The organism is Rhodopseudomonas sp. AAP120, assembly GCF_001295845.1.
Lineage (GTDB): Bacteria > Pseudomonadota > Alphaproteobacteria > Rhizobiales > Xanthobacteraceae > Rhodopseudomonas.
The window spans coordinates 17,511-35,394 of sequence record NZ_LJIC01000185.1 but is presented as its reverse complement, the minus strand read 5'-3'; the positions used below and the strand labels follow the sequence as shown (position 1 = coordinate 35,394).

General features: G+C 65.7%; 13 protein-coding genes. 3 read left to right on the top strand and 10 right to left on the bottom strand.

The features are described from left to right. Positions 1-66 precede the first annotated feature (66 nt). The 3 genes from IP86_RS25050 to IP86_RS25040 all read right to left on the bottom strand — a co-directional run bounded on the left by IP86_RS25050 (position 67) and on the right by IP86_RS25040 (position 3,549). Positions 67-516, bottom strand: a complete 450-nt coding sequence (locus IP86_RS25050; protein ID WP_054165157.1) for a c-type cytochrome — start codon at positions 514-516, stop codon at positions 67-69. Between the two features lie 217 nt (positions 517-733). Next, on the bottom strand, positions 734-3,040 hold the full coding sequence (locus tag IP86_RS25045) for a xanthine dehydrogenase family protein molybdopterin-binding subunit (RefSeq protein ID WP_054165156.1): 2,307 nt from the start codon (positions 3,038-3,040) through the stop codon (positions 734-736). A gap of 218 nt (positions 3,041-3,258) precedes the next feature. Then, positions 3,259-3,549 carry a hypothetical protein gene (locus IP86_RS25040; protein WP_054165155.1) on the bottom strand — a complete coding sequence of 97 codons (291 nt, stop codon included), beginning with the start codon at positions 3,547-3,549 and terminating at the stop codon, positions 3,259-3,261. A gap of 470 nt (positions 3,550-4,019) precedes the next feature. Here IP86_RS25040 and IP86_RS25035 point away from each other — a divergent pair, with 470 nt between their 5' ends. Then, positions 4,020-5,828: a carbamoyltransferase family protein gene (locus tag IP86_RS25035; protein WP_054165154.1), complete on the top strand. Its 1,809-nt coding sequence runs from the start codon at positions 4,020-4,022 to the stop codon at positions 5,826-5,828. 225 nt (positions 5,829-6,053) lie between these two features. Here IP86_RS25035 and murJ read toward each other — a convergent pair whose 3' ends face one another. The 4 genes from murJ to IP86_RS25015 form a co-directional block, all read right to left on the bottom strand. Then, positions 6,054-7,583: a murein biosynthesis integral membrane protein MurJ gene (gene murJ / locus IP86_RS25030; RefSeq protein WP_054165153.1), complete on the bottom strand. Its 1,530-nt coding sequence runs from the start codon at positions 7,581-7,583 to the stop codon at positions 6,054-6,056. A 226-nt stretch (positions 7,584-7,809) separates the two neighbouring features. Beyond that, the gene (locus tag IP86_RS25025) at positions 7,810-8,961 is read right to left on the bottom strand and encodes a DegT/DnrJ/EryC1/StrS family aminotransferase (protein WP_054165152.1); all 1,152 of its coding nucleotides are present in this window, start codon (positions 8,959-8,961) and stop codon (positions 7,810-7,812) included. Between the two features lie 63 nt (positions 8,962-9,024). After that, positions 9,025-10,020 (bottom strand): Gfo/Idh/MocA family protein, encoded by a 996-nt coding sequence (locus IP86_RS25020; protein WP_054165151.1) that lies wholly within the window; start codon positions 10,018-10,020, stop codon positions 9,025-9,027. Between the two features lie 132 nt (positions 10,021-10,152). After that, complete coding sequence (locus IP86_RS25015; RefSeq protein WP_054165150.1) at positions 10,153-11,136, bottom strand: NAD-dependent epimerase; 984 nt, start codon at positions 11,134-11,136, stop codon at positions 10,153-10,155. A gap of 269 nt (positions 11,137-11,405) precedes the next feature. Between IP86_RS25015 and IP86_RS25010 the strand changes: the two genes are divergently transcribed. Both IP86_RS25010 and IP86_RS25005 read left to right on the top strand, forming a co-directional pair. After that, positions 11,406-12,434, top strand: coding sequence for an MraY family glycosyltransferase (locus tag IP86_RS25010; protein WP_054165149.1), 1,029 nt, complete (start codon positions 11,406-11,408; stop codon positions 12,432-12,434). Positions 12,435-12,669: 235 nt separating this feature from the next. Then, positions 12,670-13,083 carry a GtrA family protein gene (locus IP86_RS25005; RefSeq protein ID WP_245290731.1) on the top strand — a complete coding sequence of 138 codons (414 nt, stop codon included), beginning with the start codon at positions 12,670-12,672 and terminating at the stop codon, positions 13,081-13,083. Between the two features lie 232 nt (positions 13,084-13,315). Here the strand turns inward: IP86_RS25005 and IP86_RS25000 are convergent, their stop codons facing one another. From IP86_RS25000 to rfaD, 3 genes are read right to left on the bottom strand one after another with little or no spacing between them, the layout of a single operon-like run. Then, on the bottom strand, positions 13,316-15,247 hold the full coding sequence (locus tag IP86_RS25000; RefSeq protein WP_054165147.1) for a polysaccharide biosynthesis protein: 1,932 nt from the start codon (positions 15,245-15,247) through the stop codon (positions 13,316-13,318). Between the two features lie 31 nt (positions 15,248-15,278). Next, a complete protein-coding gene (rfaE1, locus tag IP86_RS24995; RefSeq protein ID WP_054165146.1) occupies positions 15,279-16,751 on the bottom strand; it encodes a D-glycero-beta-D-manno-heptose-7-phosphate kinase in 1,473 nt (490 codons plus the stop codon). Positions 16,752-16,775: 24 nt separating this feature from the next. After that, entirely contained in the window at positions 16,776-17,756 is a 981-nt protein-coding gene (gene rfaD / locus IP86_RS24990; RefSeq protein WP_054165145.1) for an ADP-glyceromanno-heptose 6-epimerase, read from the bottom strand. Positions 17,757-17,884 lie beyond the last annotated feature (128 nt).

Genomic DNA, 17,884 nt, shown 5'->3' with positions numbered 1-17,884 from the left:
ATGGCCGGGACGAGCCCGGCCATGACGAATCGAGAGGCGCGGCGGCGAACCGGCCGCTGAGTTCTACTAGCCGTCCTTCAGGCGGAAGCCTTCGTGGCAGCTGCCGCAGGATTTGCCGATCGCCGGAAACGAGGCCTTCAGCGTGTCGAGATCCTTGACGTTGACCTTGGCGTCATTGACCGCCTTGGCGAAGGTCGCGATCTCGGCGTCGAACTTGGCGCGCTCTTCCCAGATCTTCGGCGAGGCGCTGTACTTGCTGTCGGTCGCCTTGAGGCCCTTCACGCTCTCCGGAAACTGCTTTGGCAGATCCTTGGCGGTCTCGTCGAACTGCTTCAGCGCGGCATCGACGGTCGCCTGATCGTAGGGCTTTTCGCCCTTGGCGATGGCGCCGAGCTGCATGATGTTCCGGCCGTTGTCCTTCATCAGCTTCTGCGTCTTGTCGACGACGCTCTGCTGCGCGTTCACCGCGCTCACGCCGAGCAGCAAGGCTCCGGCCACCACGACTGTTCGCAACATTCCTCATCTCCCACGGGCTCAAAGTCGAAGCACAGGCAATCCGGCCGACGATCGGACCCGACTCCTGCAAACACCGATTTGATAGAACTATTCCATGTTGGAAAAGAGATGACAGCGCCGCAGCTGCGGTCTCTCACCGCATCGGGGCCTGTTTCTGCAGAATCGTACCGCGCGGCCGCGCCGATCACGCGATCGTTAACGCTCGCGCGGCCAAGTCTCACAGCCGATGCTGCCGCTCGTGCTCGCGGATCGCCATCCACACCCGCTCCGGCGTCGCCGGCATGTCGATATGGTCTATCCGGTATTCGCGCCACAGCGCATCGATGATGGCGTTGACCACCGCCGGGCACGAGCCGATCGCGCCCGCCTCGCCCGCGCCTTTGACGCCCATCGGATTGGTCGTGCACGGCACATTGTGAGTCTCGAACACGATCGGCGCCCCGTCGGCGGCGCGCGGCATCGCATAGTCCATGAAGGTGCCGGTGACGAGCTGACCGTCCTCGGAATCATACACCGCCTGCTCCATCAGCGCCTGGCCGATGCCCTGCATCGTGCCGCCATGGACCTGGCCGGCGAGCAGCAGCGGATTCAGCGTGACGCCGAAATCGTCGACGATGACGTAGTTGACGATCCGGATCTTGCCGGTGGCGGGATCGAGCTCGATCTCGACCAGATGCGTGCCGTTCGGATAGGTGCCGTCGGCGCTGGAGAAGGTCGCGCTGGCGTTGAGCTTGGCCGGATCGACGCCGGGGCGCTTGGCCAGGTCGGCAAAGCTGATCGTTCGGTCGGTGCCGGCGATCCGGACGATGCCGTCGGCGATCTCGAGGTCGGCCGCGCTGGTCTCCAGCGCATCGGCGGCGATCTCGCGCAATTGCTCGCCGAGCTGCTGCGTGGCGCGCTGCACGCTGACGCCGCCGGACGGGATCGACGCCGACCCGCCGGTGCCGAGCCCGGTCGCGACCTTGTCGGTATCACCCTGGACGACGCGGACCCGCTCCGGCGCGACGCCGAACTGCTCGGCGACGATCTGCGCGTAAGCGGTCTGATGGCCCTGCCCGCTCGACTGGCTGCCGATCAGCACGGTGATGGCGCCATCGGGATCGAGCACGACCTTGGCGGTCTCCTCGCCCATCGTGCCGCAAACCTCGACATAGGATGCGAGCCCGAGGCCGCGCAGCAGCCCCTGCTTCTTGGCCGCCTTGATGCGCTTGCCGAAATCCTTCCACTCGCCGACTTCCATGGCGCGCTTCAGATGCGCGGCGAAGTCGCCGGAGTCGTACACCTTGCCGGTCGCGGTGGTGTAGGGCAGCGCTCGCGGCGGGATGAAGTTCTTGCGCCGGACCGCATCGGGCGACATCCCGAGTTTTCGCGCACAGGCATCGACCAGCCGCTCGATCACATAGGCCGCCTCCGGCCGCCCAGCCCCGCGATAGGCGTCGACCGGCACCGTGTGGGTGAACACGGTGCGGATACGGCAGTGGAAGGCCTTGATGTCGTACAGCCCCGGCAGCATGCCGGCGCCGCCATAGGGGATGTACGGGCCGAAGGTCGACAGATAGCCGCCGAGATCGCCGATCAGATCGACGTCCATGCCGAGAAACTTGCCGTCCTCGGCCAGCGCCATCCGGGCGACGGTGATGTTGTCGCGCCCTTGCGAGTCGCCGACGAAATGGTCGGAGCGATCGGCGGTCCAGCGGATCGGTTTGCCGATCCGCTTCGCTGCCACCGCGAGCAGCGCGTATTCGCGATACGGAAACAGCTTGGTACCGAAGCCGCCGCCGACGTCCGGACAGATCACCCGCATCTTGTCGGTCGGGATCTTCAGGACGTTCTGGCACAGGATGTCGCGCAGCCGGTGGCTGCCCTGGCTGCCGATCGTCAGCGTGAAGTGATCGCGCTTGGTATCGTATTCGCAAACCGCGGCGCGCGTCTCCATGTAGTTGGTGACGATGCGCGGGTTGACGATCTTGATCTCGGCCACCGTATGCGCCTTGGCGAACGCAGCGTCGGCGGCGGCCTTGTCGCCGATCGACGCGTCGAACAGCACGTTGCCGGGAAACTGCGGCCAGACTTGCGGCGCGCCGGGCTTGATGGCGTTGCCGGCACCGATCGCGGCCGGCAGCGGCGTCCACTCCACCGCCACGGCTTCGATCGCATCACGCGCATGCGCCAGCGTATCGGCCACCACGAAGGCGACCGCATCGCCGACGTGGCGCACTTCGCCGCTTGCGAGGATCGGATAGTCCGGGCCGACGAACGGTTTGTCGGGCAGATTGAACAGGCAGGGCAGGCCGCCGAGGTCCTTGACGTCCTCAGCCGTGAGGATCGCCAGCACGCCGGGCAGCTGCCGTGCCACGCCGGCATTGAGCGTGAAGGTCGCGTGGGCGTGCGGCGAGCGCAGCACCAGCGCGTGCGCCGAGGCTTGCGGCGCGTAGTCGTCGGTGTAGCGACCCTTGCCGCGGATGAGAGGATCGTCCTCCTTGCGCAAGACGCTCTGGCCGACGCCGAACTTGGTGGGAGCCATCGTTCACCCTCTCCTGCTGCTTTGGTCTATCTTGCAGCGGATCGGCGCGCGGCGCAAACGCCGGCCGCACTGCAGAGCCGCCCCCCTGGCGCGGCACCAGCGGCGAGGCTGCTGCCGTCGACGCCTCCTCATAAGAACCCAGCCGTAAAAAAGGTGCATCGGTTTCCCGATGCACCCTTCGACTGGTCGACCATGCGGCGCGCTCGCCGTGGTCTGGATCAGTAGCAGATCACCCGGCCATACACCGGATTGAACACGCAGCCACCGCCGTAATAACCACGTCCGCGACCGCGATAGTAACCGCGCCCGCCACGATAATAGCCGCGTCCCCGGCCCCAACCGCCGCGGCCACGACCACGGCCGCGCTGCGCATCAGCCTTGGTGGTGGTGGCGGTGAGGAACACGGCCGACGTACCCACGAGGCTGAGGCAATAAATGCCGGTCAGCGCAACAGCCGCCAGCACGCGTGCGAGCATGCCTTTGCGGGCCTTCGAAACTTTCTGAGCCATCTAGGTTCTTTCTCCCGGTCGTTTGAGGATTTTGAACGCAACTTCGCCCGCATTGGTGCGCGAGCGCAACGTGAGGGTTCAAATGTCCGTCGATCAAACAGATCTTTTGCGGCCTCAATTCGACAAGATTAGGAGGATGAAAGAATTTGGGCAAGCCGGGGCCTGAAACCCTCTTGATGTTGAACCAAGCCTCATCCGCCTGCGAAACACTCTCAGGCCTCGCGAGTTGCATTGTGCGCCGCGATATTCGAGAGGGCCGCGACTGCGAAGAATCAATGACTGCATCGATTGCCGAACCAGCGAACCGCGGCGAACGTGGTCAAGCGGCCGTCAGACACTATATTCCCGACACCTCCCGATTCACTGAACCCTGGTCCCGTGCGGTCCGACTTCCAGACTGAAGCCACCTCGCCAAGATCGAGATCCATCGACGAGCGCCGCGCTCGCCCAGCCTCTCAGAAAAGTGCTCAATGTCACACCCTCGCAGCTACATCCTCGGCCTCAACACCTACGACCACGACGTCAGCGCCTGCCTGTTGCGCGACGGTGAAATCGCGTTCGGGATCGAGAAGGAACGGATCACCCGCGAAAAGCATGCGACCGGCTTCTACAGGGAGGTGATCGATTACTGCCTGAATGCCGAAGGCATCACCCTGGCCGACGTCGATCTGGTGGTGCGCAACTGCTACATCCTGCCGGTGCAGGAGATGGAAGACCGGCTGATGTATCAGGACATGCCGGCGTTCCTGCCCGAGCACGAACGCGCCGATGCCGGCATGCACGCGCTGTTCCGCAGCAACTCGAACAAGGTGATGACGATCTCGCATCACCTCGCCCACGCCTACAGCGCATTTGCGCCGAGCCCGTTCGAAGAAGGCGTGGTGATGATCGTCGACGGTGTCGGCAGCTATCGCTCCGATGTCGACGAGAGCTTCCCGGGCGACGAAGCCTCGCCGCTCGCCCGGGAATCCGAGAGCTACTACAAATTCAGCGGCTCCAAGCTGGAGTGCCTGAAGAAAGTCTGGATGGAGCCTGAGCGCGGGTTCCTGTCCGACGAATTCTACAACATGCCCGGCCTCGGGGCGTATTACAGCCGCGCCTCGAGCTACGTGTTCGGCGACTGGAACAAATGCGGCGAGCTGATGGGGCTGGCGCCATACGGCCGCCCCAACGCCATCCCGCCGATGCTGCAGTTCGAGAACAACAAGCTGACCGTGCCGCATTGGACACCGGAGCTGAACCAGCCTTACATCATGGACTCACCCGGCAAGTGGGAAAGCCACCCGGCGATGCGGCACTGGGAAGACCTCGCCTGGCGGGTGCAGGACGACACCGAGCGCGTGCTGCTGGAACGCGCGCGCTGGCTGCGCGAGACCACCGGCGCCAAGAATCTCTGCATCGCCGGTGGCGTCGCGCTGAACTGCGTCGCCAATGGCCGGATCGCGCGCGAAGCCGGCTTCGAGAACGTCTGGATCCAGCCTGCCGCCGGCGACGACGGCATCGCGATCGGCTGCGCTTACTACGGCCACCTTGCCGTGCAGCAGAAGCCGCGCAGCTTCGAGATGAAGCACGCTTATATCGGCCGCCCTTACACGGACGGCGAGATCGGCGAAGCCACCAAGCGGTTCTTCGTCAAGCCGCAGATCAACGTCGTGCGCAGCAACCAGGTCTACAAAGAGACCGCCAAGCTGCTGGCCGACCAGAAGGTGATCGGCTGGTTCCAGGGCCGCTCGGAATTCGGACCGCGCGCGCTCGGCCATCGCAGCCTGCTAGCCGATCCGCGCCATGCCGAGATGAAGGACATCCTCAACAGCCGCGTGAAGCATCGCCAGCCGTTCCGCCCCTTCGCGCCGATCGTGCTGAAGGAGCGCGCCGACGAGATCTTTGAAGGCATCGGCGACTCGCCGTTCATGCTGATGGCGAAGCCGGTGGCGGCAGCGTGGCGCGACAAGATCCCCGCCGTCGTCCATGTCGACGGCACCGCGCGGGTGCAGACGGTGGACGAGGAGACCGCGCCGGACCTCTACTACATCCTGAAAGAGTTCGAGGCGCTGACCGGCGTGCCGGTGCTGGTGAATACGTCCTTCAACATCAAGGGCGAGCCGATCGTGGAGACTCCGCGCGACGCGATGGCCTGCTTCCTCACCACCGGCATCGACTATCTGGTGATGCACGACACCATCGTGTCGAAGAACAAGGCCCACCGCTTCATCAACCCGGTGCTCGAAGTGTATTCGGATGTCACCAACCTGGTGCGCTCGACGACGCGGGTGGGATGAGTCGGCAGGCTCCCACTCGTCCATGACGTGAGCGTCGCTATGACCCGACCACGCCTCCTCCCGCACAACGTCGTCCCCGCGAAGGCGGGGACCCATAGCCCCTAGACTCGCGGCGGAGGGATGGCGCCCCTGCACTACATCGACCTAGCGCAGAACTTTGACGTTAGGGGTTATGGGTCCCCGCCTTCGCGGGGACGACGGGCGAGGTTATTCGGGTCGCCTTAATCAACCCCGCACCAGCCGCTTCAGCCAGCGCGGACCGAACAGCAGCAGCACGGCGGCGCCGTACACGATGGCGCCGACGATGATCAGCAACAGAAGTGCCGCCTCGTCGCGCAGCGTCGGCAGTTGGGCGAGGTATGGGGCGCCGAACCAAGTCGTCGCCCACAGTGCCGCGCCGAGCAGCACGCCGACGGCGACGAATTTGACGATGGCGGCGGTCAGCGCGCGGTCGAACTCCAGATAGCCGGCGCGCACCGAGAAGAAGATCAGCAGCAGGAGATTAATCCAAGTGCCGATCGCGGTTGCGAAGGCAAGCCCGACCTGGGCGAATGGCCCCATCAGCACGACTTTGAGGGCCACATTAACAGCGATGCCAATCAGCGACGCCTTGACGGGTGTGGCGGTGTCCTTGCGCGCGTAGAACGGCGCCACCGCGCTGCGGATCATGACCGACGGCACCAGCGCGATCGAATAAGCCGCCAATGTCGCACCGGCAGCGACGGCGTCCGCCCGCGAGAAGGCGCCGCGTGCGAACATCGCCCGCATGATGACGTCGGAAACCGTCAGAAAGGCCGCGACGAACGGCACTGAAAACAGCAGCACGAACTCGAAGGCGCGGCGCTGCGAGGCCTTGGCGCCCGCATCGTCGCCGGCGGTCAGCTGGCGTGACATTTCCGGCAACAACACGGTGCCGATGGCGATGCCGATCACGCCGATCGGGAGCTGATACAGCCGGTCTGCGTAGTACAGCGCCGACAGCGCGCCAACCGGCAGAAACGTCGCGATGATCGTATCGGCGAACATCGCGATCTGCGTGCCCATCGACCCGAGCGTCGCGGGGCCGAGTGCGCGGAAGAAGGAGCGAACATCGGCGTCGAGCTTCGGCCGTGAGAACCGCGGCAGGCCGCCGTGCAGCGACAAATCGCCGGCGAGCAGGAAATATTGCAGGAAGCCGGAGATCAGCACGCCCCAGGCCGCGGCATGGCCGGCGGTCGGGAAGAATGCGGCGAGCGCCAGCGTCGCCATCATCGAGATGTTGAGAAAGATCGACGCCGCCGCGGCGCTGGCGAAGCGCTGCATCACGTTGAGGATGCCGCCGTACAGCGTCACCAGCGTGATCAGCAGCAGATACGGAAAGGTGATCCGCGTCAGCTCGATCGCCAGCCCGCGCTGCGCCGGGTCGTCGGTGAAGCCCGGCGCCAGGATGCTCATCATCTGCGGCATGAACAGCAGCGCGGCCGCGAGCAGCACCAGCTGCGAGACGAACAGCAGCGTGAAGATGCGGTCCGCGAACAGTTTGGCCGAGGCCTCGCCCTTTTCGCCGTGCACATGCGCATAGGCCGGCACGAAGGCAGCGTTGAACGCGCCCTCGGCAAAGATCGCCCGGAAATGGTTGGGCAACCGCAGCGCCACGAAGAACGCGTCGGCGATCGGCCCGGCGCCGAGGATCGCCGCCAGCATGATGTCGCGGGCAAAGCCGGTCAGTCGCGACAGCAGCGTGAAGCCGCCGACGGTGAAAATACGCCTGAGCATGCGCCCGCTTCTACAGGAAGTGGCGGGGCCGCAAAACCGGAAACGGCTCCCGGCCCTCCCCTTGCCCCTCACCCCAAGCGAGTCATTCCCGGGCGCGCGCCGTCAGGCGCGCGAACCCGGAATCCAGAAGTTGTTGGCACGCAGAGATTCCGGGTTCGCTCCGCTTCGCTACGCGCCCCGGAATGACGGGAGACTCAGTCCCCGGCCCCGCCTTGTCCGGCGATGCCTATCGGCCGACCGCGCCGCGCACGGCGGCGATTACGCGATCCTGGGTTGGTGCGTCCAGATAGGCGTGCATTGGCAGGCTGATGACGTCCGGCGACAGCCGCTCGCACACCGGGAGCCCGCCATCCGCTACCGGGAAGGCACGGTAGGCGGTCTGCTGGTGCATCGACTTGGCGTAATAGATCGCGGTCGGGATGCCCTGCGCCTTCAGCGTCGCCGCGAAGCCGTCGCGATCGATGCCCTTCGGCAGCCGGATGGTGTACTGCGCCCACACCGAGCTGCAGCCTTCGGCAAGCTGCGGAACGGTGACGATATCGGCCAAAGCCTCGGAATAGCGCGCGGCCACGCGGTTTCGCGCCGCGATCTCGTCGTCGAAGATCTTCAGCTTTTCGAGCAGGATCGCGGCCTGGATGGTGTCGAGGCGACCGGTCAGGCCGAGGCGGACGTTGTCGTATTTGTCGCCGCCCTGACCGTGGACGCGGACGCTGCGCAGGCCTTCGACCAATTCGGCATCGTCGGTGAGGATCGCGCCGCCGTCGCCGAAGCAGCCGAGCGGCTTGGCGGGGAAGAAGCTGGTCGCGGTCGCGAGCCCGAAGGTGCCGAGCTTCTTGCCCTGATAGGTCGCGCCGAACCCCTGCGCGGCATCGTCGAGCACGAACAGGCCCTCGTCGGCCGCCACCGCGGCGACGGCGGCATGGTCCGCCGCCTGGCCGAACAGATCGACCGGGATCACCGCGCGGGGCTTGAGGCCGAGCTTCCTGGCCGTGCCGACACCACGCTTGAGCGATGCGATATCGATGTTGAAGGTGACTTCATCGACGTCGACGAACAGCGGCGTCGCACCGGTCAGCGCCACCGCTTCGCCGGTCGCGCAGAACGTGAAGGACGGGCACAGCACCGCGTCGCCCGGGCCGATGCCCTTGGCCATCAGCACCATCAGCAGCGCGTCGGTGCCGCTCGAGCAGGTCACGACATAGCGCGCGCCGGTGTAGGCGGCGAGTTCGGCTTCCAGCGCCAGCACCTCCGGACCGCCGAGAAACTGGCAGTGATTCAGCACCTTGCCGACCGCCTCCTCGAGCGCGGGGCCGAGCCTGCGGCGCTGCGCGCCGACATCGATGAAGGGCACAGGGTCGGTTCGGAGATGCTGATTCATGAGCTCGGCTTGATCGGAGAGAAGGAGGATGCTGCGAGGAGCGATGAACTGTGTGAGCGGCGATCAGCCGGCGGCGCGCAGCGGCGGCTTGCGGCCGGCAGCGGCCTTCGGCGGCTGCTCGAGGCACTGAATCGCGATCTCGAGGCTGGCGACGCCCTCCTCGCCGGTGACCGCGGGCGTGCTGTTGGAGCGCACCGCATTAAGGAAGGCGATCAGTTCGGCGCGCAGCGGCTCGTCGTGGCCGACCGGCAGATGCCGCATCGAGTAGCTGCCGTCGGCCTTGAAGCCGAAGCACTCGGTGACCTGCCGCGTCAGCAGATCGCCCATCACGTATTTGCCGCGCGTCGCCACCGTGACGTTGCGGGCTTTGAACGGCGTCAGCCAGTTGGTGTTGATATGCGCCAGCACGCCGGACTCGGTGCGGAATTGCAGCAGCGCGATGTCCTCGCGCTCGGCGACCGCGCAGGTCAGCTGCGGCTGGACGTCGACGATCTCGGATTCGGTGAACCAGCGAATCAGGTCGATGTCGTGCACCGCCAGATCGATCACCACGCCGACATTGGACATCCGCGGCGGGAACGGCCCGACCCGGGTGATGCCGATCGACAGAATATCTTCGTTGCGGATCGCCTGCTTGATGGCGGCCACCGCCGGATTGAAGCGCTCGACATGGCCGACCATCAGCGTCACGCCGGCCTTGCGGGCAGCGGCGACGATCTCGCGGCCTTCCTCGACGGTCGAGGCGATCGGCTTCTCGACCAGCACGTGCACGCCGCGCCCGATGCAGGTCAGCGCCACTTCGTGGTGCAGATGCGTCGGCGCCGCGATCGTCACTGCATCGACGCCGGCCAGCAGCAGTTCGTCGACGGTCGCGAACGTCTTGCAGCCGATCAGTTCGACCGCGCGATTGCGATGCTCTTCCAGCGGATCGACGATGCCGACCAGCGACACCCCGGGAAGACCGGCCAGCACCCGCCCATGATTGGTCCCCATCACGCCAGCACCGATGACGCCGACCCGGAGCGTGGATTTCGTGGCCTGATCAGAAGGGGACGTCATGGCAGGATGCCTCGGTAGTTGGGGATGCGGCTTCCTAGCACGGCGTCACAGATGTGGCGATGATGCTCGGAAACTGCCCAAACACGTTTTGATTCAGACAATTACAACGTTCCCTGAGGCCGCCGGGCCACATTAGACTTGGTAATGAGACCGATACCAGGCGACGAAGCTGCGGATTCCATCCTCGATCGCCGTTTCCGGCTTGAAACCGACGTCCCGCATCAGATCGTCGACGTCCGCGAAGGTCTCGGGCACATCGCCCGGCTGCATCGGCAGCATGTCCTTGACGGCGGCACGGCCGAGTTCCTGCTCGAGCAGGCCGACCACGTGCATCAGTTCCTCCGGCCGATGATTCCCGACATTGTAGAGCCGAGCCGGCGCCCGGCCGATTGCACCCGACGGGACCTGCTCGATCAGCCGCAGCACGACGCGGGTCACATCCGCCACATAGGTGAAATCGCGGCGCATCCGGCCGTGGTTGAACAGCTTGATCGGACGGCCCTGAGTGATCGCATCGGCGAACAGGAACAGCGCCATATCGGGCCGATACCACGGGCCGTAGATGGTGAAGAACCGCAGCCCGGTGGTCGGCAGCCGGTACAGATGGCTGTAGGAATGCGCCATCACCTCGTTGGCCTTCTTGGAGGCCGCATAGAGGCTGATCGGATGATCGGTGCGATCCTCGACCGAGAACGGCAGCTTGGTGTTGGCGCCATAGACCGACGATGACGACGCGTAGATCAGGTGCTCGCAGCCGTTGTGGCGGCAGCCTTCGAGCACGTTGAGGAAGCCTTCGAGATTGGCGTCGGCGTAATCGTGCGGGTGTGTCAGCGAATGCCGCACGCCCGCCTGCGCGGCGAGATGGATCACCACCGCAAACCGCCGCTCGGCGAACAGCGCCGCGGTGGCCGGCCGGTCGGCGAGATCGCCGTGGATGAAGGTGAAGCGCGGCGATTCGCGAAGCAAAGCGAGCCGCGCCCGCTTCAGCGCCGGATCGTAATAAGCATTGAGACTGTCGAGACCGACGACGGTGCGGCCCGCATCGAGCAATTCGCGCGCGACGTGAAAGCCGATGAAGCCTGCGGCTCCGGTCACCAATACGGGTTGTTCCGCCATCAAGCCCTCGGATCGGGCGCAACCCGGCGCGTGTCGAAATGGGCCGCCCAAAGCGCGCCTGTTTAGCCGCCGGTAAGCCTGAGCGGCAAGCACCGAGTGGCCCGACTTGCAAGATCGGCCCCAAAACCATACCAAACGGCGACTTTCGCAGCGCAATCGGCAGTTGACCGCTGCATCCGCCGCCTCTTCACCGCAGCGAGCCCGATGCCCCGGCCTTCGATCTCCCCCACACCTTCGCGCTCGGCGCCATCCTGTCGCGGCGGGGTGAGATGACGGGCTCTGGCGCAATCGTCGCTTTCGGTGCCGTTCCGCTGGCGGCGCTGATCTGCGCGGCGCTGATCGTCGCGATCATGCCGCTCCTGGCCCGCTACGCGCTGGCGCGCCCGAATGCCCGCTCCTCGCACAAGATTCCCACCCCCCAGGGCGCCGGGATTGCGGTCATTGCCGCGACCCTTGGGGTGGCGGCGGGCGCGATCACCCTGGTGGCGTCGGTGCCCGCGATTCCGCTGCTGCTGTTCGGCGCCACGATCCTGATCGCCGCCGTCGGCACCGTCGACGACATCCGCCCCATCCCCGTGCTGCCCCGGCTGCTGCTGCAGGCGATCGCGGTCGGCGCCGTGCTCGCGGCGTTGCCGGCGGACCTGCAGATCCTGCCGATGGCGCCGCTGTGGATCGAACGCGCTGGACTGCTGGTGGCAGCGCTGTGGTTCGTCAACCTGGTGAATTTCATGGATGGGCTCGACTGGATGACGGTCAGCGAGCTCGTCCCGATCACCTTGGCGCTGGTCGCGCTCGGTGTCGTCGGTGCGCTTCCGACCGATGCGACCCTGATCGCCGCCGCTCTCGGCGGAGCGATCCTCGGCTTCGCCCCCTTCAATCGCCCGGTCGCGCGGGTGTTTCTCGGTGACGTCGGCAGCCTGCCGGTCGGCCTGCTGCTCGGCTGGTGCCTGCTGCAACTGGCCGGGAACGGTCACCTCGCAGCGGCCGTGCTGCTGCCGCTGTACTATCTCGCCGACAGCACGCTGACGCTGGTTCGCCGCATCGCGAAACGCGAAGCCTTCTGGGAGGCGCACCGGACGCATTTCTACCAGCGCGCGACCGACAATGGATTCCCCGTGCTCGGCGTGGTCGGGCGGGTGTTCGGGCTCAATCTGCTGCTGGCTGCGCTCGCCGGCGTCTCGGTCGCGTTCGGTTCGGCAGCGATCGACGCCGCCATGCTGCTCGCCGGCGGCGCCGCCGTCGCGTTCGTCCTGGCTCGGTTCGGCCGTCCCCGCCACCAATCACCGGCCCAAGCATGATCCGAAGCCTTGATGATCCCCGGCGCATTCCGGCGGCCAGCGGAGCGCAAGGCCGTGATCACGCCGCGCAGGATGAGCGCCCCGTGCAACAGTCTCCGGAACGCAGCCAGCAGTTCCTCGAAAGATACGGACTTGCCCGATCCTTGCTGCTATCTAGCCCGATCGAGCGCAGCAGGATCGACGTCCAATGAAGTCGTTGTACAATCGCTTGCGTGAGCACCGGCGCTCCCGGCCGATGATCGCGAAGATCATCAGCTTCGCCGGGATCGGCGTCATCAACGCGCTGATCGACCTCGCGGTGTTCACGCTCGCCTACGAGGCTCTGCAGCTTCCGCTGGTGCCGGCCAACATCCTGGCCTGGCTCGTTGCGGTGTCTTGTTCATACGTCATGAACAGCATGATCACGTTCCGCACGGAATCGGGGCGGGTCTTGAAGCGCAGCGCGTATCTGAGCTTCGTCGCCTCCGGCACGCTCGGCGTCGCCGCGGCCACCACAACGCTGGTGGTGCTGTCCCACTTCATTCCGGTGTTCGCCGCCAAGCTGCTGTCGATCGCCGTCAGCTTCGTGGTCAATTTTTCGATGTCGCACTTCGTGGTGTTCCGGTCGAAGCCGGCGGACCGCGACCGCGCCGCGAACTCCGACCTTTAGAGCGGTTCATCGTTTGATTGAAACGATCCGATCTTTCCGAAAGCACTGAGTCCTCATCCTGAGGAGCCCGGCGAAGCCGGGCGTCTCGAAGGATGGGGCAACGCATTCCCTGCGTCGCATGGTTCGAGACGACGCTACGCGCCTCCTCACCATGAGGTTGTGCGTGTGGCAGGCGGTGCGGATCAGCTCCGATTCGATGAAAAGCAGAAGTGCTCTAACAGCGCCGCGAAACTCAGCCGTGCGACTGCACGCCGGCCTCGGCTTTGTATTCCGGGACGGCGTTCTTGAGGATCGCAACGACTTCGTCGTGCTGCCGCGCGGTGATCGCCGTCTCCAGCGCCTGGAGCCAGGTCCGCAACGTCTCGAGCGGCAATTCGTTGGGCCGCGCCGCGACGATGCCTGGAATGCCGATCTCAGTGAACGGCTCGTGCTTGGCAAACAGGATTTCGTGCAGCCGCTCGCCAGGCCGAACGCCGGTAAACACGATGTCGATGTCGTAGCCGGGCTGCAGCCCCGAGAGCCGGATCATGCGCTCGGCGAGATCGACGATCTTCACCGGCTGGCCCATGCTGAGCACGAACACCGACGCGTCGGAATGCTGCTGATCGAGCGCGTGGGTGGCGGCGGTGATGACGAGATCGCAGGCTTCGCGGATCGTCATGAAGTAACGCACCATGTCCGGATGCGTCACCGTCACCGGACCGCCGGCTTCGATCTGCGCCTTGAATTTCGGCACTACCGAGCCGTTTGAGGCCAGCACGTTGCCGAACCGCACCGAGATCAGCCGCATCGGCGGCGCGTCGCCCCCGGCGGTCGCGGCGATGTCGCGATCCATGCTCTGGCAGTACATCTCGGCGAACCGCTTGGTGAGGCCGAGCATCGACACCGGCTCGATCGCCTTGTCGGTCGAGATCATCACCATCGCTTCGCAACCGGCGGCGCGTGCCGCGTCGGCGACGTTGACCGAGCCGAAGATGTTGGTTTTGACGCCCTCGCCCCAGTCGCGCTCCAGAATCGGCACGTGCTTCAAAGCGGCGGCGTGAAACACCAGATCGGGCTTGAAGGCGGTGATGAGTTGAAAGATCCGCTCGCGGTCCCGGATATCGGCGATGTGGCCCTCGACCACCGTCTGGGTCACCTTGGCGGACAACGTCTCCATCGCCGCATGCAAAGCGGGCTCGGAGTTCTCGATCACCAGCAGCCGGTCGGCGCCGAACGTGGTGACGCGATCGCACATTTCGAAGCCGATCGAGCCGCCGCCGCCGGTGACGACGATCGACTTGCCTTTCAGCAGCAGTTCGAGCCGGCGATAATCGATCTTGACGCTGGGGCGCAGCAGCAGGTCCTCGACTGCGACCGGCGCCAGCCGTGGTGTGTCGCGGCTCTCTTCCAGCGACGGCAACCGGCTGACGACGAGGCCGAGCTTGCGCGCGCGCATCAGCACCGCTTCCGGCTGCGCCTCGGCCTCGAACGCCGACGGCGTCATCACGGCCCGTTCGATCGGACGGCCGCGATCGGCGAAATCCTTGACCACGTTCGGCAGGTCGTCGATGCCGCCGAGCACCGGAATGCCGCGGATCGTCTGTCCGCGGTCCGCCATCGAGGGCGACAGCACGCCGACCGGCCACAGCCGCTTCACCGCCCCGCTCTCGATGCCGCGCAAAAACACTTCGGCATCCGCCGCGAGACCGATCAGCAGCGTCGGCGCTGCGTTCATCGTCATCGCCTTGTTGCGCGTCCGCGTGTAGCGGAAATAGCGGTAGGCGAGCCGCGATCCCGACAGGAAGCTGACCTCAAGAAACCAGTAGATGATGATGGTGGTCTTGCCGAGGAAGAACGTGCCGTAAACGTTCGGCGCGAGAAAGATATAGTCCAGCAGCAGCAGCGCGACCGTCAGCACGCTCGCCGCCCGCAGGATGTTCAGCAGGTCCGGAATCGAGACGAACCGCCATTTGGTGGTGGTGAGCTGGAACGCGTAGCAGACGAAGAAGCTGAAGATCACGAAGTACGGCAGGATCTTCAGCAGCAGCGGCAGCCGGTCGAGCAGATTTTCGCCGTCGAAGCGCAGGAAGAAGCTGAGCACCACCGCGATCGCGGTGACCCCGGCGTCATGGATCGCGATCAGCCAGTTGCGATAGGTGAACGACGAAATCCTGGTCAGCATCGCTCGTCTCGCTTGCAGAACGCCGCCCGTATCATGTCGTGCCCTCGCGGGCCTTCTCGACCAGCGACGTGGTGCTGTGGCCCTGCAGGATGTCGACCAGCAGCACCTCGCCGCCGCGGGCCTCGACCACTTCATGGCCGATCACCTGCTCGCGCGTGTAGTCGCCGCCTTTGACCAGCACGCTGGGCACGATCTGCGTGATCAGCTTCAGCGGCGTATCGTCCTCGAAGATCACCACCAGATCGACGGCTTCGAGCGCGGCCAGCACCTCGGCCCGGGCGCGCTCGTTCTGCACCGGACGGCTCGGGCCCTTCAGCCGGCGCACCGACGCATCGCTGTTCAGCCCGACGATCAGCCGGTCGCAGGCGCCGCGCGCCGCAGTCAGCACCTTGACGTGCCCCGGATGCAGAATGTCGAAGCAGCCGTTGGTGAAACCGACGCGCAGCCCTTCCCGCCGCCATTCGGCGATCCGGTGATCCAGATCGGCCGAGTTGCCGATGATCTTGTCTTCTGCGGCGAGCGAGGCGTGCGGCAGCAGCTTGCGCCGCAGTTCGGCGGGCGTGACGACGGCCGTGCCGTTCTTGCCGACCGCCACCGCGGCTGCGGCACTCGCCGCCCGCATCGCGGTGGCCCAGCCTTCGCCGGCCGCCAGCACCACGGCCAGGACCGCCGCCACCGTGTCACCCGCGCCCGAGACGTCGCGGACTTTCACTGGCAGCGCCGGCACGTGGATCGGCTCGCCGCCGCGCGGCACCAGCGTCATGCCGTGCTCGCTCTGCGTCACCAGCATCGCGTCGCAATCCGCGAGTGCCATCGCCTCCTGGGCGGCGCTGGCGATGTCCGTGAGCGAGTCGGCGGCGCTGCGCGTGGCCGCGACGAATTCCTTGCGGTTCGGCGTCAGCAGCGTTGCACCACGGTAGGTCGCGAAGTTCGGGCTTTTCGGATCCACGATCACCCGCTTGCCGCGCTGCCGTGCCGCCTCGATCACGCGGGCGATCAGGTGCGGCGTCAGCACGCCCTTGGCGTAGTCGGACAGCAGCACGATGTCGGCGCGTTCGAGTTGCGGCAGGATCGCGTCGAGCAGGCGCGTTTCGATCTCGCCGGAAACCGCCGACGCGGTTTCCCAATCGGCGCGCAGCATATGGGTAGAGAAATGCTCGGACACGAACCGCACCTTGCGGGTGGTGGGGCGCGTCGGATCGCGCACCAGCAGCGGCTCGATGCGCGGCTCCCGCGCGAACTCCGCGCTCAGTACCCGGCCGGCGTCGTCGTCGCCGATCAGGCCGACGAAGATGCAGCGCGCGCCGATCGCGGCGATGTTGCGGGCGACGTTGCCGGCGCCGCCGACATTGATCTCGCTGCGCTGGACCGCGATCACCGGTGCGGGCGCCTCCGGCGAGATCCGGGAGACCTCGCCGTAGACGAATTCGTCCAGCATCAGATCGCCGACGCACAGAACCGTGGTGTTCTCGATCGCTTGCAGCAAAGTCTCAAAATTGAACATCGAACTTCACGGGTTGGAGCGCGATCAGCGGAAGCGATCGCCAGCGTCGAGATATCCCTTGACGTAGGACGCCACCGCATCCTCGAGCTGCGTGAAGCCGCCATTGTAGCCTGCGGCCCGCAGCCGATCGCCTTTGCTCTCGGTGAAATACTGATAGCTGCCCCGAATCTGCTCTGGCATGTCGATGTATTCGATCTGCGGCGGCGTTCCGAGCGCCGAATAAGCGGCGAGGATCAGATCGCGGAAACTTCGGGCGTGACTGGTGCCGACATTGAACAGGCCGCTGACGGAGGACGAGGCGAACAGCCACATCATCACCCGGACGACGTCGTCGACATAGATGAAGTCGCGTCGCTGGTCGCCGTCGGCGATCCCCTCGCGGTGCGACTTGAACAGTTGCACGATGCGGCCCGCCTTGATGTCGTCGAACCGCTTGGCCAGCACGCTGGCCATCGCCCCCTTGTGATACTCGTTCGGGCCGAACACGTTGAAAAACTTCAGTCCGGCCCATTGCGGCGGCAGCCGCTCGCCCCGCGCGGCGCGCTCCGCCACCACCAGATCGAACAGGTGCTTGCTCCAGCCATAGAGATTCATCGGGCGAAGCTGCTTCAGAGCGGCCAAGGAGGCGTCATCGTCGAAGCCCTGCGCGCCGTCCCCATAGGTCGCGGCGGATGAGGCGTAGATGAGCGGCACGCGATTCTCGGTGCACCAGTCGAGCAGCCGCATCGACAACCGGAAGTTGGTGTCGATCACCAGATCGCCATCGGTCGCGGTCGTCTCCGAGATCGCTCCCATGTGGAACACGGCGTCGACCCGGCGCCCTTTCAGCCAATCGGACAGCTCGGCGGGGGGCACCACGTCGGCAAGTTGACGCTTGGCGAGGTTCTTCCACTTCCCCTCGTGGCCGAGGAAATCGCACACCGCGACATCGCTGCGTCCCGCCTCGTTCAGCGCCGCCACGATATTCGACCCGATGAAACCGGCACCTCCGGTTACCAGCAGCATGACTCCCCCGCCTCGATTTGACGCGGCCACCTTTGCCCCACTCCGCCCGGGCAGGCAACTTGAACTCCGGCGCCCTGCTGTTTGGGAACCCCTATCAGGGCGAAATCACGGCTGGACGTCAGCCGGCG